Source organism: Herbaspirillum sp. CAH-3 (genome assembly GCF_009668275.1).
Taxonomy (GTDB): Bacteria; Pseudomonadota; Gammaproteobacteria; order Burkholderiales; family Burkholderiaceae_D; genus Herbaspirillum; species Herbaspirillum aquaticum.
The window spans coordinates 150,471-172,918 of the sequence record NZ_VSWE01000015.1 but is presented as its reverse complement, the minus strand read 5'-3'; the positions used below and the strand labels follow the sequence as shown (position 1 = coordinate 172,918).

21 protein-coding genes are annotated in these 22,448 nt (G+C 57.6%); 9 read left to right on the top strand and 12 right to left on the bottom strand.

The annotated features are described in order from the left end of the window. Positions 1-119 precede the first annotated feature (119 nt). From FYB76_RS20140 to FYB76_RS20125, 4 genes are read left to right on the top strand one after another with little or no spacing between them, the layout of a single operon-like run. On the top strand, positions 120-308 hold the full coding sequence (locus FYB76_RS20140) for a plasmid-related protein (protein ID WP_154134806.1): 189 nt from the start codon (positions 120-122) through the stop codon (positions 306-308). Beyond that, the gene (locus FYB76_RS20135; protein WP_154134805.1) at positions 305-1,891 is read left to right on the top strand and encodes an N-6 DNA methylase; all 1,587 of its coding nucleotides are present in this window, start codon (positions 305-307) and stop codon (positions 1,889-1,891) included. Before FYB76_RS20140 ends, FYB76_RS20135 begins: the two co-directional genes overlap by 4 nt. Beyond that, on the top strand, positions 1,888-2,805 hold the full coding sequence (locus tag FYB76_RS20130; RefSeq protein WP_154134804.1) for a XamI family restriction endonuclease: 918 nt from the start codon (positions 1,888-1,890) through the stop codon (positions 2,803-2,805). The genes FYB76_RS20135 and FYB76_RS20130 overlap by 4 nt, the downstream gene beginning before the upstream one ends. 7 nt (positions 2,806-2,812) lie before the next feature. After that, a complete protein-coding gene (locus tag FYB76_RS20125) occupies positions 2,813-3,142 on the top strand; it encodes a hypothetical protein (RefSeq protein WP_154134803.1) in 330 nt (109 codons plus the stop codon). 140 nt (positions 3,143-3,282) lie between these two features. Here FYB76_RS20125 and FYB76_RS26880 read toward each other — a convergent pair whose 3' ends face one another. Next, positions 3,283-3,540: a hypothetical protein gene (locus FYB76_RS26880; RefSeq protein ID WP_229297042.1), complete on the bottom strand. Its 258-nt coding sequence runs from the start codon at positions 3,538-3,540 to the stop codon at positions 3,283-3,285. Between the two features lie 63 nt (positions 3,541-3,603). Here FYB76_RS26880 and FYB76_RS20115 point away from each other — a divergent pair, with 63 nt between their 5' ends. Next, a complete protein-coding gene (locus FYB76_RS20115; RefSeq protein WP_154134802.1) occupies positions 3,604-6,546 on the top strand; it encodes a Tn3 family transposase in 2,943 nt (980 codons plus the stop codon). Between the two features lie 46 nt (positions 6,547-6,592). On the opposite strand, the gene FYB76_RS27130 is transcribed toward FYB76_RS20115, so the two are convergent. The 10 genes from FYB76_RS27130 to FYB76_RS20065 all read right to left on the bottom strand — a co-directional run bounded on the left by FYB76_RS27130 (position 6,593) and on the right by FYB76_RS20065 (position 18,526). Further along, positions 6,593-6,754, bottom strand: coding sequence for a four-helix bundle copper-binding protein (locus FYB76_RS27130; RefSeq protein ID WP_370516383.1), 162 nt, complete (start codon positions 6,752-6,754; stop codon positions 6,593-6,595). A 262-nt stretch (positions 6,755-7,016) separates the two neighbouring features. Then, positions 7,017-7,628: a DUF305 domain-containing protein gene (locus FYB76_RS20105; RefSeq protein ID WP_195724682.1), complete on the bottom strand. Its 612-nt coding sequence runs from the start codon at positions 7,626-7,628 to the stop codon at positions 7,017-7,019. A 684-nt stretch (positions 7,629-8,312) separates the two neighbouring features. After that, on the bottom strand, positions 8,313-10,307 hold the full coding sequence (locus FYB76_RS20100) for a cation-translocating P-type ATPase (RefSeq protein ID WP_154134799.1): 1,995 nt from the start codon (positions 10,305-10,307) through the stop codon (positions 8,313-8,315). A gap of 11 nt (positions 10,308-10,318) precedes the next feature. Further along, positions 10,319-10,594, bottom strand: a complete 276-nt coding sequence (locus tag FYB76_RS20095) for a metal/formaldehyde-sensitive transcriptional repressor (protein ID WP_154134798.1) — start codon at positions 10,592-10,594, stop codon at positions 10,319-10,321. A gap of 320 nt (positions 10,595-10,914) precedes the next feature. Next, positions 10,915-13,266 (bottom strand): heavy metal translocating P-type ATPase, encoded by a 2,352-nt coding sequence (locus tag FYB76_RS20090; protein ID WP_229297041.1) that lies wholly within the window; start codon positions 13,264-13,266, stop codon positions 10,915-10,917. Between the two features lie 464 nt (positions 13,267-13,730). Beyond that, positions 13,731-14,147, bottom strand: a complete 417-nt coding sequence (locus FYB76_RS20085) for a DUF411 domain-containing protein (protein ID WP_154134797.1) — start codon at positions 14,145-14,147, stop codon at positions 13,731-13,733. A gap of 83 nt (positions 14,148-14,230) precedes the next feature. Further along, complete coding sequence (copD, locus tag FYB76_RS20080) at positions 14,231-15,154, bottom strand: copper homeostasis membrane protein CopD (RefSeq protein ID WP_154134796.1); 924 nt, start codon at positions 15,152-15,154, stop codon at positions 14,231-14,233. Between the two features lie 7 nt (positions 15,155-15,161). Then, the gene (gene copC, locus FYB76_RS20075; RefSeq protein ID WP_134222381.1) at positions 15,162-15,551 is read right to left on the bottom strand and encodes a copper homeostasis periplasmic binding protein CopC; all 390 of its coding nucleotides are present in this window, start codon (positions 15,549-15,551) and stop codon (positions 15,162-15,164) included. Between the two features lie 47 nt (positions 15,552-15,598). Continuing rightward, positions 15,599-16,603 carry a copper resistance protein B gene (locus FYB76_RS20070; protein ID WP_229297040.1) on the bottom strand — a complete coding sequence of 335 codons (1,005 nt, stop codon included), beginning with the start codon at positions 16,601-16,603 and terminating at the stop codon, positions 15,599-15,601. 30 nt (positions 16,604-16,633) lie between these two features. Continuing rightward, complete coding sequence (locus tag FYB76_RS20065) at positions 16,634-18,526, bottom strand: copper resistance system multicopper oxidase (RefSeq protein ID WP_154134795.1); 1,893 nt, start codon at positions 18,524-18,526, stop codon at positions 16,634-16,636. A 150-nt stretch (positions 18,527-18,676) separates the two neighbouring features. Here FYB76_RS20065 and FYB76_RS20060 point away from each other — a divergent pair, with 150 nt between their 5' ends. Next, positions 18,677-19,372, top strand: coding sequence for a heavy metal response regulator transcription factor (locus FYB76_RS20060; protein ID WP_154134794.1), 696 nt, complete (start codon positions 18,677-18,679; stop codon positions 19,370-19,372). Continuing rightward, positions 19,369-20,748, top strand: coding sequence for a heavy metal sensor histidine kinase (locus tag FYB76_RS20055; protein ID WP_154134793.1), 1,380 nt, complete (start codon positions 19,369-19,371; stop codon positions 20,746-20,748). The genes FYB76_RS20060 and FYB76_RS20055 overlap by 4 nt, the downstream gene beginning before the upstream one ends. A 101-nt stretch (positions 20,749-20,849) precedes the next feature. On the opposite strand, the gene FYB76_RS20050 is transcribed toward FYB76_RS20055, so the two are convergent. Next, positions 20,850-21,179 carry a DUF4148 domain-containing protein gene (locus FYB76_RS20050; RefSeq protein WP_154134792.1) on the bottom strand — a complete coding sequence of 110 codons (330 nt, stop codon included), beginning with the start codon at positions 21,177-21,179 and terminating at the stop codon, positions 20,850-20,852. Positions 21,180-21,439: 260 nt separating this feature from the next. Here FYB76_RS20050 and FYB76_RS20045 point away from each other — a divergent pair, with 260 nt between their 5' ends. Both FYB76_RS20045 and FYB76_RS20040 read left to right on the top strand, forming a co-directional pair. Continuing rightward, positions 21,440-21,979, top strand: coding sequence for a hypothetical protein (locus tag FYB76_RS20045; RefSeq protein ID WP_154134791.1), 540 nt, complete (start codon positions 21,440-21,442; stop codon positions 21,977-21,979). A gap of 103 nt (positions 21,980-22,082) precedes the next feature. Next, positions 22,083-22,421 carry a CzcE family metal-binding protein gene (locus tag FYB76_RS20040; RefSeq protein WP_154134790.1) on the top strand — a complete coding sequence of 113 codons (339 nt, stop codon included), beginning with the start codon at positions 22,083-22,085 and terminating at the stop codon, positions 22,419-22,421. Positions 22,422-22,448 lie beyond the last annotated feature (27 nt).

The window sequence follows — 22,448 nt, the reverse complement described above, 5'->3', positions numbered from 1 at the left end:
GATTTGGGGTGACAAAATTTTCGGGGGTTCCGGCGTAGAACCTCAAAACCGGGACTTTGGTTGCCGGCGGATCGCATCAATGGATACACAATGTGTATCCATTGTGCTACCCTCTACCGATGTCGCTCAAAGACTCCGGGATGCGCATCAGGGTGGAGAAAGAGCTGCGCGAGGCGTTCGTGCAGGCTTGCCGAGCCCAAGACCGGCATGCCTCCGACGTGCTGCGCGACTTCATGCGCACCTTCACGGAGAAGCAGCTACAAGGCCAGGCCGACCTGTTCGCCGGCTCCAAGAGAAAACAGAAATGAACGTGCAGACGGAACAAGAGCTAGTAGCCCTGTGCCTTGCCCTCATCGCAGGACAAGGCGGCCTGTCTGCGGCCGAGCGCAAGCTCGCGAAAGCCGCGCCGGCATCGGCGCTCAAGCCTCGGGACATCGACGCGATCCGCAAGGCGATCTCTCGCGGCGGCGATCCTCTGGGAGAGGCGTTTTCGTTGATCCGATCAGCGGCCGACCGTCGCGCCGCCGGAGCCGTTTACACGCCTGCGCCGATCGTGCGCTCGATGATGACCTGGCTGGCCAGCCAAGGTGCGCCAGCACGCATCGTCGATCCGGGTGCGGGGTCGGGTCGCTTCATCCTGGCCGCAGGCGAAGCCTTCCCCGAAGCGCAACTGGTGGCCGTGGAAATGGACCCCCTGGCCGCGCTGATGCTGCGCGCCAACCTGAGCGCTCGCGGCTGGACCGATCGGGCGACCGTTCTGGTCAAGGACTACCGGGAAGTCAAGCTACCGCGCTGCACAGGCATGACCGCCTTCATCGGCAATCCGCCCTATGTGCGGCACCACGACATCGCCGAAGACTGGAAAGCCTGGTACGCCTCCAACTTCGCCGACTTCGGCATCAAGGCGAGCGCGCTGGCCGGCCTTCATCTGCACTTCTTCCTGCAAACTCGCCTTCTCGCGAAGGCTGGCGACGTGGGCGCGTTCATCACCTCGGCCGAGTGGATGGATGTGAACTACGGATCGGCGCTGCGCCGCCTGCTGCTTGACGAGCTGGGCGGCATCGCTCTTCACGTCCTCGAACCGACCATCGAAGCCTTCCCCGGCACGGCGACGACGGCCGCCATCACCTGCTTCCGTGTCGGTGAAACCGTCGAGCCTGTGCGCGTGCGATCCGTCGACGAGCTGGAACGGCTCAACGGCCTGTCGAAGGGAACCGACATCCCGCGCGAGCGGCTGCACGCCGCCCCGCGCTGGTCGATCATCGTCCGTCCATCCGAACAAGCTGCGGCCGGCGAGATCGAGATCGGCGAGCTGTTCCGCGTGCATCGGGGCCAGGTCACGGGAGCAAACGACATCTGGATTGCTGGCGAGCATGCGAGGGGCCTGCCCGATCGCGTCAAGCTGCCGGCCGTCACCAAGGCCAAGGACTTGATCCAGGCCGGCGCACATCTGCAATCGTCCGAGGTTCTGCGTCGTGTCGTCGACTTGCCCGCCGAGCTGGACGAGTTCACCAAGGAAGAGCGCCGACGCATCGCCGCATTCCTGTCGTGGGCGAAGCTCAACGGCGCGGATCAAAGCTACATCGCACAGCACCGCAAAGCCTGGTGGTCCGTGGGCCTCAAAGCCCCGGCCCCGATTCTTTGCACCTACATGGCCCGCCGGCCGCCTCAGTTCACGCTCAACGCATGCGACGCGCGACACATCAACGTCGCGCATGGCCTCTACCCTCGCCAGCCGCTGGACGATGGCGTGATGGCTCGCCTGGTGACGTGGCTCAACAAGAACATCAACACGGGGAGCGGCAGAACCTATGCCGGCGGCTTGACCAAGTTCGAGCCCAAGGAGATCGAGCGCCTGCGCATCCCAAGCCTGGAAGCATTGCCTGCATGACAAGCGCACCGCCTCGATGGACCACTGCCGAACTAGCCGAAGACGCCGCGACCTCTGCCTCGCAGTTCCGAGCTGAGCGCCTGGCCGTCACCGATTCCTGGGCGACTCACTACAACCAGGCGCGCGGCAAGTTCGAGCTGCTGTTCAAGAAGCTGAGCGACCTCAATCCCGGCGCGATCACCGACGACAACCTCGCGGAAGCCTACGGGTTGGGACTGGGCGAGGCCCTGCGCTACCTGGCCGGCCCGCCGATCTCTGACGACGATCTCCAAGTCATCGCTGACGTCGATTCGATCGCTCCCGGCGTTCTGAAGAAGGATGCCGAGGCTCTGCGCAAGGTGTTCGGCGTCATCGAGCGCGTGATTGACCCTTACCGCTTCCCCTGGATGGAAGCCGGCGGCGCACCTACGGCCCAACAGCGCGAAGCCGCCTTGCTGGCGTCGTCTGTGCTTCTGGCCGCGCAGCGCATTGCCACCGAGCGACGGAACGAAGGCAAGGAAAACCAAGAGACGACGGTCAAGGACTATCTGCGCACCCTGGGCTTCACCGAAGCCCCGGCGGTGGCGATCAACACGATCGTCAAAGGGCCGCAGCCCATGCAGTTCTGCGCTGAATGCCAGCTCGGCGAGCGCAAGGCCGATGTCGTCGTGCGCTTGCACGACACGCGCCTCATGGCGATCGAGTGCAAGGTGTCGAACAGCGCGACCAATAGCGTCAAGCGCCTGAACAACGACGCGGCCGTCAAGGCTGAGTACTGGATCAAGCAGTTCGGCACCGCGCAGGTCGTGCCGGCCGCGGCACTGGCCGGCGTCTTCAAGGTGCTGAACCTCGAACAGGCGCAGGCACGCGGTCTGTCCCTGTTCTGGTCGCACGACTTGGACAAGCTCGGTGCGTTCATCGAATCGACAAAGTGAGACAAACATGCTGCTTGGCAAAGTCCCTCACCACGACATCGCCCTTGGAACCTACCAGCGCTCGGACGGGCAGAAGTTCAAACTGACGGCACGACTCTTCGAGCTGCCTGCCGAATACGACTACTGGCAAGCGACCTACGACGGGGAGCATGACCAGTGGGGACATATGCGGTTCGTGCTCACAGTGCCCAAGAAGATCGCATCAAGCCTGGATTTCGCTCGCGCCATCGTGACGGGCTCCGCTCTCGACCAGGTGAAGGCATGCCTCAACAGTGCCACGGATAAAGGCCGCGACCTCGCACCGTGCTTCGCTTTGGACGGTTGGGTGTTGATCTGAACAGCGCCCGAAGGGCGCACGGCTAGGGCGGCCTGGAAGGTGGCCGGCGACGCCGGCCAGTCCCGTAGGGACCAAGCGCGAAGGCGCGCGCCTGGAATGGGCGTCCCGGTCCCCGCGCAGCGGGGAAGCCCCAAAGGGGGTTACTGCCCCTTGTACGGGATCGGCGGCGGCGAGGCCATCAACATCAGCCCGCCCGTCACCTGCTTGACCTTGGCTTGCGGATAAACGGCCAGCACGGCACGCAAGGCGATCAGAAACTTCTTCTTGAAGTCCTTATCGGCCTCCTTCCCCTGGTAGGGGTTCCTTTGACCCGCGTGCAGTAAGCGACGGTAGCCCAACCCAGTGTTTACGCGGGCTTCAGCGATGCGAAATTCAACAATCTCTTTAAAATCAATCACTTACTGTTTGCCTTCCCCGTCCGGGTATGATGGTGCGCATTGTTCTCTTCAGAGAGTTAAACAATGGACCACTGGCACGCTCCCTACCTCGGCCTGCGCCACATTCCGCCCGAACTGACTGAGTTTGAGCTGAACACGTTCTTCACGTTTTCTGCCAAAGAACAAACACTGATTCAGGCGCGGCGCAACCTCCTCTACCGCCTGGCGCTCGCCCTTCACCTTGGGTTTATCCGGATGACGGGCCGCACCCTGGATGCCTACAAGCAAGTTCCCAAGGTTCTGTGGAGCCATCTTGGCGAACAATTATCCATCGCGCCGCCTGAAATCGGAACATTGCGCTCGCTCTACGAGACACGGCCGCGAACGTTGATCGACCATCAGCAACTAGCGCAGCAAGCACTCGGTTTTTCATCGATGACCGAGCACCAGCGACGTTACCTGGTCCGCTGGCTCAAAGAGACATTAGTCGGCCGGCCGGACGCCTCGACGCTGCTCATGCAGGTTAAAGGTTGGTTGTATGAGCATCAGATTCTGATACCCCATGATCGCCAACTGAAGCGCGTGATAGCTGAGGCAATCCGCAGCCACGAAACATCCCTGGAGTCGACCTTGCTGTGCTGCTTAGGCGAGGCCAATGTTCAAGAGTGGAGCCGGCATCTTGCCGCGCCGGTTGGTGATCGGGCCAGTCTTCAGCAGTGGCTGTGGGCAGTTCCGGTGAAGCATTCAACGGTTCAGATGTCCGAATTGTTTGAGAAAATCGACCATCTGCATGGATTGCGAGTCCCCATCAGTTGGCCCTCCCAGATCAACGAAACGCTAGTTCGTCATTACGCACGGCGATGCGCCAACCGCCCACCCTCCGTCAGTAAGCGCATTACATCTCAGTCCCGTGGGCTGGAAACCGCCTGCTTCATGCGCTATGCCCTTTGCTCGGCGACCGACCAGCTACTCGCGATGTTCCGCCGATGGGCAATTGAAGTTATAACAGAGGCCGGCAGACAGGTCGACGCCGGTCGACCTGATCTAAAAAGGCAGCTCTGCGGTTTTGCCGAGTCGGTGAGGCTGCTCGCCTTGAACACTGACACTCCGGCCGACGAATCACTGACCAAGATCGTGGAACTGGCGGACCAGGTGCTACAGCAGCACGCGCCCAGCCGGCGTAGTTTAATCCGGCTGCAGCTAATGACCAAGAGCGCTCAGGCGCGTGCAATGTTGCATAAGCTCGTCGCGCTGCCATTTGAGTCCGAGACGCAGCATCCCGTGGTGGACGCAATCAACGTGCTTCGCAACCTTTACGGCCCTGACGGTAACAGCGAATTGCCAGAGGACGTCAATATTAAACTCGGTCGCGTATGGAGGGAGAACATCGAGGGCGAAGACCGTACCGAGGCGCTGCGAGCATTCGAATGGGCAACTATCTCCGCATTACGAATGGCGCTAAGAAATGGTTCTGTGTACGTTGATCACAGTTTCTCCTTTCGCAGTCGCGCTACATTGCTCATCCCTGAAGACGAATGGAAGGCAAAGCGGAACCACTATTACGGCCACCTGGAGCTGCCGCAAGATCCCAAGGTCTTTTTGGCAAAGATTGTCGACCACCTTGACGGCGGCCTTGATCGGCTGAGAGATGCTTATCTTCGCGGCGAGGTGCGCATTGAGGCAGGTCGCGTACGCAATGAGGCTATCGTGGCTGAGGAAAGAGACCCGGCTCTAGATGCGCTGCGTCGCGCCATCTTTGATGATCGTCCAGTGGGTCAACTTCCCAAGATCATCCTCGATATCGACAGCGAGGTGCGTTTTTCCTGGATGCTCTTGGGTAGGGAGCCGCGCTCGCGCAGTGAGTTACTTCTTGTTTATGCCGCTGTGCTGGCGCACGGAACCTCCTTGTCGGCGGCTGACATCTCCCGCATGATTCCTGAACTCAAGGCCTCCGCGATCCGGCAGATGATGAAGGTCGTTGCCGATGAGCGCAAGTTGCGTGAAGCGGCCGATGCGGTGCTAGCCTACATGCATCGCCACCCTATCGCGGCGCACTGGGGAATTGGCGACTTGGCCTCCTCCGACATGATGAGTCTGGAGACAACCCGCACCGTATGGCAAGCCCGAGCGGATCCACGTCGGCGTACCGCCTCCATCGGGATCTATACTCATGTGCGTGATCGCTGGGGCATTTTTTACGACCAGCCAATTTTGCTCAAAGAACGGCAAGTAGGCGCGGCCATCGAGGGGGTGGTGCGGCAAAACGGAACCGATGACGTCGCTCAGCTCGCCGTTGACACCCATGGCTATACCGATTTTGGCATTGCGGTGGCCAAAGGTCTGAAGTTTGATCTTTGCCCTGTCCTACAGCACATGCGTGACCGCTACTTGCACGTCCCCCGTGGACATATGGTGCCGGATGAAACGCTTCCAGTGGTCGCTGGGGACGTCGACCTCCTTGCGATCGAAGCTATCTATGACCAGTTCGTGCGGGTTGTCGCGTCCATCCGGAGTGGCCGGTGTACGGCCGTACAGGCTTTACAGCGCTTCGGTTCTGCAGCACGAGGCCAAGAGGTATATGACGGAGGCGTCCAACTTGGGAGGCTGTTGCGCTCTATATTCTTGATAGACTATTTCACTAACCCAACATTCCGTCGAGAGTTGCGGCATGTTTTGAATCGCGGCGAAGCCGTACATGCGATTCAACGCGCCGTTCACACCGGTAAAATCCCAACAGAACTTGCTAAGCGGCCAGAGTCCCTCGCTGCCGTATCCTCCAGCCTTTCACTACTAACCAATGTGCTGATGGCTTGGAACACGGCCCATATGCAACGCACCGTCGATCGATTTCAGAAGATCGGGGATGAACCAATTGCTCCAGAACTGCTGCGACGTATCGCGCCCACTAATTTGGAGGGGCTCAATCTGCGCGGAACGCTTGAGTTTCCGCTGGCTGAGTACGCTCTTCGCATTCTACCTAGTAGCGCTGAGGTGGTGCGCGCGTCGCTTCAAAGGCACATGCATTAAGCTGGCGCTACACGTCCGGCATCGGCAGCCGGACGCGGCGAACGATTTAGGCGGCCATTTGACTGCATGCTTCAGCGCAACGCGTACAAGCTTGTGCGCAGTCCTGGCAGTGCTGGGCCTCGTGCTTGGCGCACTCTTCAGCGCATGCCTTACAGATCCGCGCACACAGCGTGCAAACCTCTTGGGCGAACTCGCTGCCACGGGCCATTAACTCAGCAGCGGTTCTGCAGATGGTGGCACAGTCGGCATCAGTGGCGATGCAACGAGCCATCATTTTCACATCGTCTTCTTGCAAACAAGCTGCAGCACATCGGTCGCAAGCTGCTGCACACGCATAGCAGGCCTCGATACAGGTACGAAAATCTTCATGTGACATTTCGATCTCCTTGATAGATGGGCAGTCCGACTACCCGGATTGCGTTCTGGCCAATGCCAGACTCATGGCAAACAGGAAGCTAGGTGATCACTCTTCAATGGACGGCCAGCTTCCATTCCTTTTTCCAACGACTCATCGTGGAAATTTCTTCTTCTTGTTGTGAGATGACCTTCTTGGAGAAGGCAACAATTTCTGGGTGACGGGATTTCTTGATGGCGTCCTGCGCCATGGTGAGTGCCCCACGATGATGTTTGATCATCATGTCGAGGAACATGGCATCAAACTCATCGCCTTGACTCGACTGGAGCTTTTCCATCGACATACCTTTCATCGACTGCATCATGCCGGGCAGTTTCATGTTCACAGCACTCCCCTTATTGGGAAACCATTGCGACTTCCATTTGCGTAGTTGAGCAATCTCAGCACCCTGGTCATCAATGGTGTTCTTCGCCATTTGTTTTAGCTGATCATGCGCACTGCGGCTATCGACTAGCTCGGCCATCTGGACTGCTTCCTCGTGGTGCTTGGCCATGGTATCGAGAAATTGCTCGTCATATGAGTGAGACGAAGTCGTCATGGCGTCACCATGTTGAGGCTCAGCCGTCGACTGACGCGGAGATACTTCGGCAGGCTGCGTTTGAGAAAATGCTGCTGCTGAGGCGATGAAAGCTGCCGTCGCTAGGGCTACTTTGGATGAGATTCGCATATGGGCTCCGTGGTTGGATAACTGAAAACTACTGACCATAGGAGCGAGTTCAAGCCTCGATGTTCATAAAATTCGCGCCTGAATTGAAAAGAATTCGGATGCAGTGGTCACCGCACCGGTAATTAGACATGCTCTCCGGTGTGGCTCGGAAGCTTCTGGTGAGGGGCAGCCCTTTCAAGTAGGTGCGCATGCTAAGTCGAGCTACGCTAACTGAACAAGGAAATCACCATTCAGAAAAAAGATCGGCTGCGGTTGAGCCGGAAGGCTTCCGGTGGGGCGCTCGGAGATCAGTAGGACCTGCAAGCGGAACTTACTGATGCCGCACGGTAGCTAAAGCAGCTGCGCTAAAAAGGGAAGTGCGAAAAGCGGGAACACTTGGGGGGAAACCACACTGGTTATGCGGGGGAGAGTTGTTTCAATGCGCTGCTCGTGAATACCAGCCGGCTCCAGCCATAGGTAGAGCTCAAAGAAAGTGATGTGCGAACTACATGGAAGCTTTTTGGACGGGGCTACCGTACCGAGTTGCCGTTCCTGGGCTAAAAAAATCGGGAGCACATTCAATCCGTTGAACGTGCTCCCGCTACCTGCAGAACTGGCTCTTTTTGGGCACAAACCTCGCCAGAACAGTCGTGGATTTAGTAAATCAGCAAGGGTTGCAGATGACGTCTTATGGGCTGTATCCGGTCATTCTTGCTCTGGCGACGCCACAGTAACGTCGTCTTTTGCACGGGCTGGCAAGAGTCGCGCAGAGTTCAGAATAAACGTCAGCTCGGAGGCGACGTGGATGAACGCAGCGACCAGCGGATTGAGTAGACCGAATGCTGCGAGACCGATCCCCAGGAGATCTACGCCAATCGTGCCAGCAAAATTGGCCCAAATGATGCGTCTGGTGCGGCGTGCGATCACGAGCATGTCGACGAATTTTTCCAAGTCATTGCCAAGCAGCACCACGTCAGCGCTTTCTCGCGCCACGTCCGTACCAGACCCCATGGCCACCCCGACTTGTGCCTCGATCAGCGCCGGGGCGTCGTTGACACCATCGCCGACCATCGCCACGATGCGGCCAGCACCCACCAGTCGTTGCACATACCGGCGCTTGTCCTCCGGCAGCATGTCAGCGGCCACTTCCACCATACCCAGCTGTGCAGCCATCGCATCAGCGACGACCTTCGTGTCACCAGTGAGAAGGACGGTGCGGATACCCAGAGCATGGATCGCCGCGACTGCTTTACGCGCTTCCGAGCGTACGCGGTCCGCCACCGCAATAGCTCCCAAGAACTGCTGATCACGTGCGACGAATACTTCGGAGGCTTCCGGATGGCTTGCCAACATGCCCTCCGGCACCATAATTCCATTGTCTCGCATGAGGGCGAGATTGCCCACCAACACGCGCTGGCCACCCACGGTCGCGTCGATGCCTCGTCCCGGCGTGTAGCCGAAGCGCTCCGGCTCAGGAATAATCCGCCCCGTGGCCTGCGCATGGGCGACGATCGTCTTACCCAGCGGATGTTCTGAACGTAGCTCGGCTGCTGCTGCTGCGTCGAGCAGCGCCTCCGGCGCGATGCCATCGGCTGGCAGCAGGCTCTGCACTTCCGGCTGTCCGTAGGTCAGGGTCCCCGTCTTATCTAACACCACCGTATTGACTTGACCCAACTGTTCCAGGAAAAGCCCGCCTTTGACGATGGCGCCGGCACGTGCGGCACGACCGATCGCTCCAAGGATGGCCAGAGGGGTGCCGGCCGCGATGCCGCAGGCACCTGCAACGATCACCACCGAGATCGTCGAACGGATATCACGCGTCAGAAGCCAGGTGAGCACTGCTGCACCAAGCGCGAAGTAGACGAGATAGCCTGCCAATCGGTCCGCGAGGCGCTGCACCGGGGCGCGCGAGCGCTCTGCCTGTTCCACCGCCTCGATGATTTTCCCGAAACTGGTGTCGCGGCCAATGCGTTCCGCGCGAATCTCTAACGCACCTGATTGATTTATTGATCCAGCGAAAACGCTGCTGCCAGCCGTCTTCTCCATGGGCAGCGATTCCCCGGTGATCCGTGACTGGTCGACAAATGAGTGGCCAGCAAGCACGGTACCATCTACCGGAATGCGCCCGCCCGGACTCACCAAGACAGCGTCGCCGACGGCGAGCGCATCGGCATCGACTTCCGCGACGCTGCCGGCACGCCGTACTGAGACTGCACGCGGAAGAAAGTCCAGCAGGTCGCGAATTGCTCGCCGGCCGCGCGAGACCGTCATGCCCTCCAGCACCTCGGCGACCAAGACGAACAAGGTGATAACCAGTGCGGTGAAGAATTCTGAAATAGCGGCCGCGGCAAGAATAGCAATCGACATGGAAAGCTCCATTGTCATGCGCCGCGCGACCAGATTTTCGAGTGCCTCCTTGAAGATCGGCCAACCGCCGACAGCTAGCCCCACCAGGCCGATCAGGCTAACGGCAGGAAACGGCTCCCATAGTTTGAACCAGACTGCCGCCGCGGCCAAGGCGACCACTGCGATTCTGAGCATTTCGGGCCACTCAAAGGCGTGGTCGTGATCATGGTGATGTTCGTCATCGTGGTCATGATCATGGTGATGCCCATGATGGTGAGCCTCGGGCGCGGTGGTTCTCTGCCTTGTTTGGTCCGACAGGTCTTGCCCCTGTGGATGATTGTGTCGTTGGTTCATGGACAATTTCCTTATTTGAGATAGGTGCGCAGCACATCGATCAACTCGTCGGCACCCTGACTGCGTTCGGCTTCGCTGATCGCCGGGCTGGCGATGTGCGTGTCGACATGATCTTCAATGACTTCAGCCATCAAGCCCTGAATCGCGCCTCGCACGGCGGCGATTTGATGCAGCACCTCGGCACAGCCCTTCTCAGCTTCAAGAGCGCGCTCCAATGCTTCGACCTGGCCGCGGATGCGGCGCACTCGGGCGAGTAATTTGGTTTTTTCGCGAACGGTGTGGCCCATGGCCGGCCCCTCAGTTAATAATATAGGGGGGTATGGTATCAGGCACATGCGGGGTGCGCCAGCAGTTTCATCGATGGCGTAGCGCCGGACTGGCTTTCATGAGGCGCTGATTGGGTCAGGACGCCTTTTGAACCGGCCACGGACATGTGGCTCAGCCGGACGACCGGTGTGTTATCCAGATCAGCGCGACGCAGGGCCTAGTTGGACTAATTAGCACAATCTACGGCACCGGCAGAAGGAAAGCTCCGTTGCGAGAGAATTACACAGGCCCTGCCAGCGGATTTTTACCATCCACTTCCGGGATTGCCCAACGGAAATGCTTAGCGCGTTGTTCCACGCAGCCTTAGGGCATTAGCGATCACCGATACCGAGCTCAAACTCATCGCGAGTGCGGCCAACATCGGGGACAGAAGTTGCCCCGTGAATGGATAAAGCAGGCCCGCAGCCAAGGGAATGCCTAAGGCGTTATATAAGAATGCAAAGCCGAGGTTCTGACGCATGTTGCGCACCGTTTCAACGGACAGTTCCGTCGCACGCGCGATGGCGCGCAGGTCGCCCTTCACCAGGGTGACATGGGCGCTATTGATCGCCACGTCGGTGCCGGTTCCCATTGCGATGCCGACATTTGCCTTGGCCAGCGCCGGAGCGTCGTTGATCCCATCGCCCGCCATCCCGACGATCTTGCCTTCGGCCTGGAAACGTTCTACGAGCGCGAGCTTGTCTTGAGGCTTGACCTCACCGAAAACCTCGGAGATGCCGAGCTTTCCGGCAACTGCTTTCGCCGTGGTTGTGCCATCACCGGTGGCCATGACCACCGTCAGCCCGGCTTCTTTCAGACTGGCCAGCGCCTCCCGTGTCGTTTCCTTCACGGGATCAGAGACCGCTAGCAAGCCCAAAAGGACGCCATTTCTCGCCAGATACATCACGCTGGCACCTTCGGCACGTAAAGCTTCTGCTTCAGCCAGCAGCGGTTTCGAAGAGGCGCCTTCCGATTCCATCAGCGTGGTATTGCCCAACGCTACCCGCGCCCCATTGACTACGCCTCGAACACCTATTCCACTGGAAGATTCAAAGCTACTGGGTGTCATCAAGGAAAGCTGGCGTCGGCGTGCCTCGGCAACGATAGCGTGCGCTAGTGGATGCTCACTTCCCTGATCGAGGCTTGCCGCCAGCTGCAACACCTCCGTCTCTTGACTGCCCGGTGCGGCGATTATCCGGTCAAATGCTGGCTTTCCTTCCGTGAGCGTGCCAGTCTTGTCGACGATGAGCGTATCGAGCTTTTTCATGCTCTCAATGGCCGCTGCGTCTCGGAACAGAATGCCTTGGGTTGCGGCCCGGCCAGTGGCGGCCATGATGGACATGGGTGTGGCCAGGCCAAGCGCGCACGGGCAAGCGATAATCAGGACCGCAACCGCGTTGACAAAGCCATAGACCCAGCTGGGTTGTGGCCCAAAGAATCCCCAGCCAAGCAGCGTCAGCAAGGCTATGCCGACGACGATCACGACAAAGTAGCCGGCGACGACGTCCGCCAACCGCTGCATGGGGGCGCGCGAGCGCTGGGCTTGGGCAACCATCTGAACGATCTGCGAAAGCATGGTCTGCGACCCGACCTTCTCGGAGCGGATGATCAGGCTTCCGCTGGCATTGATCGTTGCCCCGATAACCTTGTCACCTGGCCGCTTGGTAACGGGGACCGGTTCGCCAGTCAACATCGACTCGTCAATAGCGCTCTCTCCCTCCACGACCACCCCGTCAGTAGCGACTTTTTCGCCAGGGCGGACCCTTAGCAGGTCGCCAATATGAACGTTGCTCAGGGGGATATCTTCTTCCGTTCCATCTGCAGCGATCCGTCTCGCTGTTTTAGGTGCCAAGCCGAGCAGTGATTTGATAGCGGCAGAGGTCTGCGAGCGCGCCCGCAGTTCCAGGATCTGTCCCAGCAGGGTCAGTGAGATGATGACGGCTGCGGCTTCGAAGTAGACCCCAATCCGCCCGTGTTCCATGAAGGCACGGGGGAACAGTTCGGGGAAAACGGTTGCGATCACACTATAGCCATAAGCGGCTACCACGCCCGTGCTGATCAGAGTCCACATATTGGGGCTGCGGCGGGTAATCGAATTGACACCGCGGGTCAGGAACGGCCAGCCGGCATACAAGACCACGGGCGTACCGAGTGCGAGCTCTATCCAGCTTTGGCCGGTCAGGCCATGTGGGAATAGGCGGCCGCCGGCCATGGCCAGTACCGTGACAAGCACCGTCAACGGCAACGTGAGCCAGAATCGGCGCTGGAAGTCCCGCAGCTCAGGGTTGTCCTCTTCTTGTTCTGATGGTAGCAGCGGCTCCAGGCTCATCCCACAGATGGGACAATTTCCCGGCGACGCTTGCCTGACTTGTGGGTGCATGGGACAGGTATAGATAGCCCCGTCAGCCGGCGCGGTGCTCGCCTCAGGCTTTAATTGATCTCCGACAAATGCATCCGGATTCGTACGGAACTTTCCCATGCAGTTGTCACTGCAGAAGTAAAAATCCCTTCCAGTGTGCTCAATCCTGCGATTCGGATCGGCAACGACCTTCATGTGGCAAACCGGATCAGTTTGGTTCTTTTCAGGGGGCATATCCGCGCCATCGCCTGGAGCAAGTGCGCTGCGATGGTGATGGTGGTGATGTTCATCCATAGATACTGCTCTCCCGGGTTAGGCATACGTATCAGGTAATGTGACGGGCACATGCGGCGGCCCGCCACGTCGACAGCTATTTACTTCGACGGCAGCATTCCCATAGCGTCCATCATCACGCCTTGGATCTTTGCCGTACAGCGCTTGATCATTTTCATGTGATTAGCCATCAGATAGCGACGTTCTTCAGGAGTTGCCCGATTCATCGTTTTCTGTGCATTTCGCACATGGTTCTCAGCTGACCTTCCATCTGCGCCATGGCGGCACTCTCGACAACCCATTGGCCGGAGACACAGCTAACGCCGGCTCCGGATGTTGCTCCTCATAATCAGCCGTGTTTGGCGGTATGCCATCCTCGATAGGAAGTCTAATGAGCATCGGCGGGCGATGAATGACACAGGTCAAAAAAAGCAAAATGCTTAGAGACACGGTTGAGGTAATACGCAACCAACGACGCTGCGGGATCAATTCCGCAGAAACTCCTTGCCGGTGAAGTCCACGGTGACCAGCTTGCCGTCCATCTTTCCCATTCCAGGAGAGTTGATGGGCATACCTGGGACTGCAACGCCTTTTGTCGATCGAGATGTGATGAGTTTGGCCACCGCTGGCGCCGGGACATGGCCTTCGATCACCTGGCCAGTTGCCTCTACAACAGAGGTATGGCAGGACTGAAGGGCTTCAGGCACGCCAAGGCGCTTTTTGATCGTAGGCATCTCTTTGCGGTCAATGACATGAAGCTGGTAGCCGGCCTGGCTCATATGTTCTGCCCAAGCCGTGCAGCAGCCGCAGTCTGGGTCTTTGTACACAGTGATGGCTTCCCCAGCCGCGTGCGCAGCAATAGAGGTCAGAAAGAGCAGGCTCGCGGAGAAGAACTTTTTCATTCGACTGTCAGTGGGAATTTCAATTGGCTGACGGGCGGATGTTGTTATCATCGCGCCCGCCGAGAAATGCATGGATAGATAGCTTATTCAGTCATCGGCCCTAAGGTTCCGAACCAGGCGACAAGCACCAAAATCAGGAAAGCACAGGCAGTTTCAAAGAGAAGACTCTTCTGAAGGGCGGTAATTGCTTCACGATGCTCACCGGAGATGTGAGCACGCTCAAGTAAGGGACTGAGTCGGTATCTATTTGCGGCGGCCAAGGCGAGCATCAACGCGAACAAGAATAGCTTCGCGATCAGAAGCTGACCATATTGCGAAGACAGAAGCCCGGCGAAAGTCGGACCGACGATGAGCCAATAGTTGATTGCGCCGGTGATCAGCAGCGAGCCAACGATGACTGTTCCCATCAAAGCGAAACCATTGAGCGTACGGCTTAGCAACGCAATGTCAGCCGGCCCATCTCCATAGCGCCATACCAACATGAGCACGAACACGGCTAAAGCCCCAACCCAGGCTCCTGCAGCCAGCAAATGAATAATGTCGGCCGCTAAATGCAGCTCTCCGCGCACACCTTCATCCATCGCACCATGGCCACCCCAAGATAAGGTCGCCAAGGCAACGGCACCAGCCAAGCTCAGGATACACAACCTGAGGGTATGAGCGCGGGAGACGAATAGTCCGGCCACGACGAAGAGGACCAGCATTGCAATACGCAGGCACCATGCCATCCCGAACGACGTCTCGGTCAGCATCATTTCGATCATGTGCTCTTCAATCGCGCTGAAATCCGCGGCCCCGCTCATCGCCTTGACCATCAGCACCATGCTGATGGTCGATAAGATGATTCCGACCACAGCCAGAGCGACGGCCAGGTTAGCGAATTTCTTGGCAAGGACGGATGACCGTTCAGGCTTACGCAAAGCATGTAGCTGAAACAACGGCAAGCCGAATACGAGCATCAAGACCACATACAGCGCAAAGCGCACCAAAACTGTCATCCAATCCATCGTCAGCTCACTTCACCGTGAAAGTGATCTTGCCGGTGATCGGGTGGGTATCCGAAGAGACCGCGCGCCACTCGATGCTATAGACACCCGGGGTCAAGGGTTGGGTCGGCGTCACGACCATGGTCTTCGGATCATCAGCACCTGATACCTTGGCCGCCACCTTCATGGGCGAACCGCCATGATTCATACCAGGCATCCCGGTCATCAGCAACGTGGCCCCGGAAAACTGTTTGGAGAGGTTTTCGGAGAAGCGCAATTCAATTTTTTCAGGGGCGCTTCCGGTCGAGTTGTCTTCCGGAGTGGAGCCGAGCAGTTTGGGGTGAGCAAAGGCTGCCGTAGCGAAAGCCGCTGCAGCGATGGTGACGGCTGTTTTAGCGAAGAGAGACTGGTAGGACATGGCGATTCTCCTTTGGAGGTGTTGTGGAGGGACAAAAAGGTGGAGACTTAGAATAAAACACGTACACCGGCTACCAGCCGGGTTTCACCCGTATTTCCGCCGGCACCACGTACATAGCTGGCGGTACGGCCGAAACTCTGGTTGCGCTCGATGCCGACATAGGGCGCAAATTGACGAGTAATTTCATAGCGCAACCTGACGCCGTAGGCGGCACTGGACAGACCCCGTCCGATGCCCAGTTCGGGATCTTCTTTACCGTACAGGTTAGCTTCGACACGGGGCTGAAGAATCCAGCGCTGGGTCAGTAGCAGTTCATACTCGGCGGCAAGCCGCAAGGCAGTACGACCTTGTTCGCCGACGTAGCCTGTGGCTTCCACTTCAAACCAGTAGGGGGCCAGGCCCTGCACACCGAACGCTAACCAATTACGGCCGGGCCGGTTGCTGCCTACGTCGACACGCAGGCCGAGCTGGGTGTCCCAATAGGGGGTAATCGCATGGCTCCACAGCAATTCGGTCCGGGCGTCGCCCACGCGGCCTTGCTCGATATCGCCTTCGGCCTTGATGAAGAACTTGTCATAAGAGTTCCCGATCCAGCCTTGGGTATCGTATGCAATCGAATTGCCATTGCGGGTATGGACGCGCTCCAGACGGTCTACCAGGAAAGACCCAAAGGAATGCATGTCTGACATCATCAAGGCGCTAGTGTCCTTCTGGGCATAGGGTCCGGTATTGAGGGTGTAGCCGTTAGAATAGCCATTCGGATCACGGGCGTCAGCGGGCGCGGTCGAACTGGAGCCCATGTCCATTCCCCCCATGTCCATGCCACCATGGTTCATGCCGGCGTGATTCATCGCTCCATGATCCATTGATCCGCCGGCACTGGCGGTACCGCCGTCCATCGAATCCATGCTGTCCATGGTGGTGGCAGCCTGGGTGGCCGAGTTGCCCGGTGCGGCTGTGTGGCCCTCGTGAGACTGCGCCCACGCTGCATTCATGCCGGCCGATGCGAGTGCCAGCACGAGGATCTGAGTTGAGTAACGGGTAAGAGTCATTCTGGGTATGCCTTTCGGTGCAGATCCTGGTTAGCTGACGACGACTTCGCGGAACATGCCCATGTCCATATGGAACATGAGGTGGCAGTGCCAAGCCCAACGGCCCAGGGCGTCTGCCGTGACCAGGAAGCTGATTCGCTGAGCTGGCTGGACCGGAATCGTGTGTCGACGCACCAGAAACTCGCCATTGGGCGTCTCCAGTTCGCTCCACATCCCGTGTAAGTGCATGGGGTGCGTCATCATCGTGTCGTTATGGAGGATGACCCGCAGGCGCTCTCCATAACGGAAGTGAACCGGTGTCGACTTACCGAATTCAAGCCCATCAAGCGACCAGGCGTAGCGCTCCATGTTGCCGGTCAGATGAAGCTCAACCTCCCGCTCCGGACCGCGGTTGTCCAGCGGGCCGCCGACGGTGTGCATGTCGGCCAGCGTCAGTACACGGCGGCCATTGTTACGCAGGCCCACGCCCGGATCGTCCAGGTTGGTACGCGCCGTGTCGACACGGGCATCGGTACTCGGGCCATATTCGGTGCGAGCATGACGGGCCTTCTTGCTCGGTACTTTCAAGGGATTGGCAGGAGCCATCTGGTGCTGGCTGTGGTCCATACCTTGCATGGGTTGAGCGCCGCCATCCATGTTCTGCATCGGCGTATTGCTATCCATGGAATCCATGCTGTCCATGCTGGACATTGAGTCCATGTTCATCGAGGACATGTTGCCCATGGCACCGTGGTTCATATGCCCCATGGCACCGTGATCCATTCCCCCCATGGATGACATATCGCCCATCATGTCACCCATGCTGAGCCACTCCGGCTTGTCGACTGCAGGCACGGGGGCAGTTAGCCCAGCGCGCGTGGTCAGCGTGCCACGAGCGTAGCCGGTACGGTCCATCGTCTGCGCAAACACGGTGTAGGCATCTTCCTTAGGCTCAACGACCACGTCACAGGTTTCGCCCGGCCCGAAGCGGAATTCGTCTACGCTGATCGGCTCGATATCCACGCCGTCGACTTGAACCACCTTCAACTTCAATCCAGGAATACGTACGTCATAGAAGGTATTGCCGGATCCGTTGATACAGCGCAGGCGGACTTTCTCACCGGGCTTGAACAATGCGGTCCAGTTGCCTGCCGGCGTGACGCCGTTAGCGAGGAAGGTCAGAACAGCTGCGGACAAGTCCCCCAAATCCGTGGGATTCATGCGCATCTCATTCCACATCGCGCGATTATCTATGGCCGCCTTCATGCCATCTTTGCGTGCGTCGCGGACAAAATCCCCAGCCGTCACACGGTTCAGATTGTAGATATCCCCTTGCTTTTTGAGTTTGGAGAGAACCGACATCGGATTCTCATCCATCCAGTCCGAGAAGAGGAGCACATGTTCCCGATCAGCCAGTTTCTTGCCAGCATCAGCGGGATCGATGACGATAGCGCCATATACCCCGGTCTGCTCTTGCATCCCCGAATGGGAGTGATACCAGTAGGTACCGCTTTGCTTTACCTTGAATTTGTAGGTAAAGGTCTCTCCCGGAGCAATGCCTGCAAAGCTGATACCCGGTACACCATCCATTTGGAACGGCAAAATAATGCCGTGCCAGTGAATCGAGGTATGTTCACGCAGCTTGTTGGTGACGTTGATCGTGATCATGTCACCTTCTTTCCAGCGCAAGGTGGGGCCCGGCAGGGAGCCGTTGATCGTCGTGGCGATGGACTGCTTGCCTGTGAAATTGACAGCTGATTCAGCGATCACTAGGTCAAACACCTTACCTGTGAGAACGGGTGCCGCTGAGGGGCTCGCCGGTGTTTCAGCAGCCTGAGCCACCGCTTGCATGGCACGCGACGACAGCCCCAAAAGGACGCCTCCAGCGGCCAGCCCTTTGACAAATCGGCGGCGGGAGTGCAGAGGGGACGATGAGTTCGACATAGGATGAATCTCTCCGAATTGGGGATATGGCACTGATGATAAGTAGCGCTGGCGATCAGTTGGATTACTCGTGCATTACATTCCTGTAATGATCGCATCACTTTGCCGAACTGGACGTACCATGTAGTGGTCGTTCTACATGTTAATACTATGAAACTTCTTGTGGTTGAAGATGAGCCTAAAACCGGTGAGTACGTCCAGCGCGGACTGACCGAAGCAGGGTTCGTTGTTGATTTGGCAAAAAATGGCTTGGACGGCTACCACTTGGCCATGACCGAGCCATATGACTTGGTCATTCTGGACGTCATGCTGCCCGACGTGGACGGCTGGCGCATCGTGCAATCGCTTCGTGACGCCCAAAAGACGGTCCCCGTTTTGTTCCTGACGGCCCGAGATAGCGTTTCGGACCGCGTCAAGGGGCTGGAGATGGGTGCCGACGACTACCTCGTCAAGCCGTTCGCTTTTTCCGAGCTGCTGGCCAGGGTGCGTACCTTGCTGCGTCGGGGAAGCAGCGTATTGCTACAAGATCGTTTGACGGTGGCTGATCTCGTGCTCGACCTCCCGCGACGCACCGCGAGTAGAGGCGGCCGCAAACTCGCCCTTACTAGTAAGGAATTCGCACTGCTTGAGTTCTTGGCGCGACGCCGTGGAGAAGTATTACCGCGCTCTTTGATTGCATCGCAGATCTGGGACATCAATTTCAGCAGCGACACCAATGTGATCGATGTGGCGATTCGCCGCCTAAGGGCGAAGGTCGACGATGGTTTTGATCTCAAGCTGATCTTGACAGTTCGAGGAGTCGGCTACATTTTGGATGCACCGGAGCTCGCAGAAAGCTCGGCATGATACGGCAACGCTCCCTCACCCTCCGGCTCGCAGGGCTCTTCGCCGTGGCTTCGACAGCCGTGCTCGTAGGCCTGGGCCTGCTCATTACTTCCACTGTCGCTAAACATTTCACAGAACAAGATGAGCAGCTCCTGGAAAAAGAGCTGCAGCTTATCCGAAAAGTAGTACAGGAGCGGGGTGCCCAAGAAGTGAATTCCACTTTCGGCGAGGCCCTTCATAATCATCCGGATTTTTATGTCTACATCGGCTCGCCAGACGGAGTGACGCGTTACTCGACGCTGGGAGAAGCTACTACGCAGATTTTAGCCGCCGCCCACACTGTCAGGGCTGGCCGTTTCTTTGCCATTGCACATGGTGGGCACCAAGAGTTCCAGGCAATCAAGGCTCACTTGAAAGACGAGAAAAGCGGCGAGGATCTGCAAATCGTCGTGGCCGTCGATACGGAAATCCATGAGCACTTCATGCGTAATTTTCAGACCACCTTGGTGCTGTACGTGACAGGATCTGCGCTGATTGTAGTCTTGCTAAGTTGGTGGGCGGCCCGGCGTGGCTTAGCACCGTTACGAGCGATGTCCGATAAGGTGCAGGCGGTCTCTTCGCATAACTTTGGCGAACGCATGCCCGTGGAGACCTTGCCCATCGAAATCGCTGACCTTGCGGCCAAGCTAAACGCGATGCTGGAGCGTCTTCAACGCGACTTTAATCGCATCACCGAGTTTTCTACTGATATTGCCCACGAGTTGCGCACGCCCATCACCAACTTGCTCACGCAAACGGACGTGGTACTGACCCAGCAGCGAACGAACGAGGCCTATCGGGACACGCTTTCCTCCAATGCAGAGGAGTTGCAACGACTGGCGAGAACCATTTCTGACATGCTGTTCTTGGCACAGACCGAGAACGGTATCAGTCTGCCTAGTCATGAGGCGCTGAGCCTGCACGAAGAAACGGCGGAACTTTTCGACTTCTACGATGCACTCGCTGAAGAGAAAGAAGTGCGATTACAGGTTTCTGGAGAAGCGGTAATCAAGGGGGATCGTCTCATGGTCCGCCGCGCTTTGAGCAACTTGATCTCCAATGCAATGCGCTACACGCCTTCATCCGGAAGCATCGCTGTGTCGATTAGCAAGTCTGCGACCAACGTCATCGTACATGTCGAAAACGACGGCCCCGAGATCCCAGCGGAGCATCTACCACATTTATTTGAGCGTTTTTACCGCGCAGATAAATCGCGTACGAAGGCCGACACGGATTCGGCTGGCCTGGGACTATCCATTACCAAGGCCATCATGCATGCCCATCAGGGCGATGTAACCGTGAAATCAGAACAGGGAAAGACGTGTTTCAGTCTGATCTTTCCTCGTACAGTGGCCTAAGGAAGCGGATTGTGCAGGACGTAAAAAAAGCCACTGAAGCGACAAGCGCGACAGTGGCAAATCAGGGGAGAGATGCCCTAAGCGAACATAAAAAGGGCTGATTAAGCGCCTTGATAAAGAGAAGTCGTGGAGCTGCGGGCCTCTGTCGATTCACGCTTCACGTCCGCGCGCGATTTCTGCGAAGGTGCTTGGCGAACGATCGGATAATCGTTGCCGTTGGTGATCAGCCCTGCGTTTTGAGCCTGCTTCAACTCAGCGATCACTTCGGCGCGCGTCTTGGTGCTGGTGAACGGCACAACCGGGTAGTTGTTGCGCGCCGTAACGTTGGCCGCATCACGCTGGTTGGTGTCGGATGCGTAAGTCTGGGCAGAGGCCGCACCCGCTGCAAGTACCAGCAAAGAAAAAGCAAATGCGCGAGAGGTGGTAATCATATCGTTTCTCCTAAAATCATTTCAGAAAGCCCGCTTGAAGGGGGCCGGTCGACCAACCTCAGGTAGGACTGATGTTTGATCGTTGAAGAGGATTTTAAAGAGGCTCTCCGCACAGAGACATTGCACGCCAATTACATTCCCGTAATGGTGAATTTCAATTTCATTTGCCGTCAGCGCGGCGCTATATTGATAGAACATTGCCCCGTTTTTTGGCGGCATGAACAGCGTCGTTGCGCAGATAACACTTAAAGGAAAGCATAATGACTATCTATAGGAACAAGGCGTTCAGGAACATATGCGCCGTTACCGGGGTGGCGATACTGGTCGCCGCATGCGCTACCACTCACGAGGACAAAGAGAGCACGCTGCCTTGCACGATTATGCAGCAGAGCAGTCGTTGTGCCGAGGTGCCGATGAGTGATCTACAAAACGAGATGGTCGTCAAAAAATTTAAACCAGCTCCGTCTGGGTCTTATTACGTCTACGTTAGCCGTCCTTACAGTCAAGAGCGCTCCCATCAGGCCAAGGTGTACCTGGATGACAAGCTCGTCACAGCACTCGCCCCGCAGACCTTTGCCAGGCTTCAGGTGGCCCCCGGTCTCCATACCTTGAAAGTGACCGTACATTCCCGCGAAGACGTTCAGGAAACTATCGATGCAAAGGGAGCCACCTTCCTTGAATATCAGATTGTGGAGCATTTTTTTAGCGCTGTTTCTACCCTAAAGGTCCAGGATGAAGGTGTCGCCAAGAAGATGTTGGAACGCTTGCGCCTGGTGGCACTACCGAACGGCGAAGACTAACTAGATCAGACGCGGCGATTACATAAACGTAATGGCCCGGACGCGAGCTGGTAATCTTCGGGTGCATAGAATGAAGGCTCATTAATTTTTTGTGGAGCCCATCATGAAGGTCACCTTTGCTGCCGCTACGGCCTCAATTGTTCTGCTTGCATCGCTTGTCGGCCTTAGCGCACCAGCGACTGCACAAGTCGCTGATCCTTACGGAATGTCCGTGTCCAATGCATTGGTTGATCGGGAGATTCAAATCGATCCTTCGACTAAGTACGTCAATGTGAATCAGGGCGAAACTATTCGTTTCGTCGCTCAAGGAAAAAGTTTCGTATGGAAGTTCGACACTTTCGGTCGGCGCCCATTCGAATTCGCAAAAATTGCACCGGCCGATTTTGCAGCGCCGAATGCCGTCGTCTATCTGGGATTGAATCCCCTCTACCACAGCCGTTAATCACGAGGATCGATTGACCTGATATTT

What these genes read in the sequence shown, in the direction of transcription:
- FYB76_RS20125 (WP_154134803.1), top strand. Translation starts at nt 2,813, where the DNA reads ATGCTGCTTGGCAAAGTCCCTCACCACGACATCGCCCTTGGAACCTAC.
- copD (WP_154134796.1), bottom strand. Translation starts at nt 15,154, where the DNA reads ATGGATTGGATGACAGTTTTGGTGCGCTTTGCGCTGTATGTGGTCTTG.
- FYB76_RS20085 (WP_154134797.1), bottom strand. Translation starts at nt 14,147, where the DNA reads ATGAAAAAGTTCTTCTCCGCGAGCCTGCTCTTTCTGACCTCTATTGCT.
- FYB76_RS20135 (WP_154134805.1), top strand. Translation starts at nt 305, where the DNA reads ATGAACGTGCAGACGGAACAAGAGCTAGTAGCCCTGTGCCTTGCCCTC.
- FYB76_RS20105 (WP_195724682.1), bottom strand. Translation starts at nt 7,628, where the DNA reads ATGCGAATCTCATCCAAAGTAGCCCTAGCGACGGCAGCTTTCATCGCC.
- FYB76_RS20065 (WP_154134795.1), bottom strand. Translation starts at nt 18,526, where the DNA reads ATGTCGAACTCATCGTCCCCTCTGCACTCCCGCCGCCGATTTGTCAAA.
- copC (WP_134222381.1), bottom strand. Translation starts at nt 15,551, where the DNA reads ATGTCCTACCAGTCTCTCTTCGCTAAAACAGCCGTCACCATCGCTGCA.
- FYB76_RS20060 (WP_154134794.1), top strand. Translation starts at nt 18,677, where the DNA reads ATGAAACTTCTTGTGGTTGAAGATGAGCCTAAAACCGGTGAGTACGTC.
- FYB76_RS20070 (WP_229297040.1), bottom strand. Translation starts at nt 16,603, where the DNA reads ATGACTCTTACCCGTTACTCAACTCAGATCCTCGTGCTGGCACTCGCA.
- FYB76_RS20095 (WP_154134798.1), bottom strand. Translation starts at nt 10,594, where the DNA reads ATGGGCCACACCGTTCGCGAAAAAACCAAATTACTCGCCCGAGTGCGC.
- FYB76_RS20100 (WP_154134799.1), bottom strand. Translation starts at nt 10,307, where the DNA reads ATGAACCAACGACACAATCATCCACAGGGGCAAGACCTGTCGGACCAA.
- FYB76_RS27130 (WP_370516383.1), bottom strand. Translation starts at nt 6,754, where the DNA reads ATGGCCCGTGGCAGCGAGTTCGCCCAAGAGGTTTGCACGCTGTGTGCG.
- FYB76_RS20115 (WP_154134802.1), top strand. Translation starts at nt 3,604, where the DNA reads ATGGACCACTGGCACGCTCCCTACCTCGGCCTGCGCCACATTCCGCCC.
- FYB76_RS20090 (WP_229297041.1), bottom strand. Translation starts at nt 13,266, where the DNA reads ATGGATGAACATCACCACCATCACCATCGCAGCGCACTTGCTCCAGGC.
- FYB76_RS20140 (WP_154134806.1), top strand. Translation starts at nt 120, where the DNA reads ATGTCGCTCAAAGACTCCGGGATGCGCATCAGGGTGGAGAAAGAGCTG.
- FYB76_RS20055 (WP_154134793.1), top strand. Translation starts at nt 19,369, where the DNA reads ATGATACGGCAACGCTCCCTCACCCTCCGGCTCGCAGGGCTCTTCGCC.
- FYB76_RS20050 (WP_154134792.1), bottom strand. Translation starts at nt 21,179, where the DNA reads ATGATTACCACCTCTCGCGCATTTGCTTTTTCTTTGCTGGTACTTGCA.
- FYB76_RS20040 (WP_154134790.1), top strand. Translation starts at nt 22,083, where the DNA reads ATGAAGGTCACCTTTGCTGCCGCTACGGCCTCAATTGTTCTGCTTGCA.
- FYB76_RS20045 (WP_154134791.1), top strand. Translation starts at nt 21,440, where the DNA reads ATGACTATCTATAGGAACAAGGCGTTCAGGAACATATGCGCCGTTACC.
- FYB76_RS20130 (WP_154134804.1), top strand. Translation starts at nt 1,888, where the DNA reads ATGACAAGCGCACCGCCTCGATGGACCACTGCCGAACTAGCCGAAGAC.